Genomic DNA, 1361 nt, shown 5'->3' with positions numbered 1-1361 from the left:
CACCGTCAGATCGAACACTGCCGTTGGCGCGCTCTCACCTGCCGCCGCGGTAGTGACCGTGGCTTTGAGGTTGTGCAGGCCATTGCTCAGTGCGGTTGCCGGAGAGAAGCTCCAGTTGCCCGAGGTATCGGCAGTGGTCTGGCCCAGCAGCGTGACACCGTCGTAGACCTTGACGATTCCGCCAGCGGTGGCCTTGCCAGAGAGGGTTGGTTTGTTGTCGTCGGTGAAGCCACCTTTGCTGATCGCACCGGTGATTGAACCGACGTCATCCATCACGGAAGTGATGGACACCATAGCGGTGGATGTATCAACGCTGAAACTGAACGTGCTGGAAACTGTGCTGGTGTTGCCGGCCAGATCAATTGCCTTGACTGTCAGGTCATGAACACCATCGGCCAGCACAACGCCAGGGATGAACGTCCAATTGCCAGATGTATCGGCGGTTACCCGGCCGATCTCCACACCCTTGTCGAAAATCACCACGGTGCTGGCCGATTCGGCCTTGCCGCTGATGACCGGATTGGCGTCATCAGTGACGGCACCGGCAATCAGTTGACGTTGCTGCGCCCCCTGGTCGTCAAATACCGAGTCGATGGTCGGCTTGTTTACCACGGTATCGACTGTGATCGAGTAGGCCTCGGACGATGCGCTGCTAGTACCCGCCTTGTTTGTTGAAATAGCAGTCAGCTGATGCAGGCCATTTGCCAAGGCGGTTGACGAGGTGAAGCTCCAGTGACCTGCCTCATCAGCCTCAACGGTGCCCAGTAGGGTGCCGTTGCTGTAGATCGAAATGGTCGAGCGAGCTGCGGCAGTACCTTCGATGGTCGGACGAGTGTCATCGGTAACAGCATTTTTTCCCAGACCGCCCTGGATTGAACCGACGTCATCCTTGACTTCGGTGATGACCGGCGCGGCAGGCACCCCGGTCACAATAGTGAATGTAAAGGGAAAGGACGGCTGACTAACGTTACCTACGGCGTCAATGGCTATGACCGTCAGATCATGAAAGCCTTCAGTCAGAGGAGGGAGAGTTATATAGGCGACGCCCGCGTTGTCCCACCACATTTTCAGGTCAATCGTTCCACGAGCGATCTCAATGCCTTTGTCATAAATCACTATGGTATCTTGGTACTCGCCTGTGATACTGAGCCTAGGCGAGAGTTCATCGATGAACGCCCCACTATTAAAGATATTGTCCTCGGTATCACGCGCACCTGCAATGTGAGGCTTGGTAACCACCGAATCGATCGTGATTGGATAGATTGCAGTTGGCTCGCTCGCGCTGCCCGCGGCATTGGTGGCAATGGCAGTGAGGTTGTGCAGGCCATCCGCCAGGGCGGCTTGCGGGGTGAAGCTCCAGT

General features: G+C 56.6%; 1 protein-coding gene. It reads right to left on the bottom strand.

Annotation, left to right across the window (positions count from 1 at the left end; translation table 11 throughout):
• Positions 1-1361: Ig-like domain-containing protein (locus AC07YV_RS29835; protein ID WP_494990404.1), on the bottom strand; the 1361-nt coding region annotated here is incomplete at both ends.

The sequence above is a fragment of the Pseudomonas sp. GW456-E7 genome (genome assembly GCF_059424105.1).
This window is presented reverse-complemented; position numbering and strand designations above follow the sequence as displayed.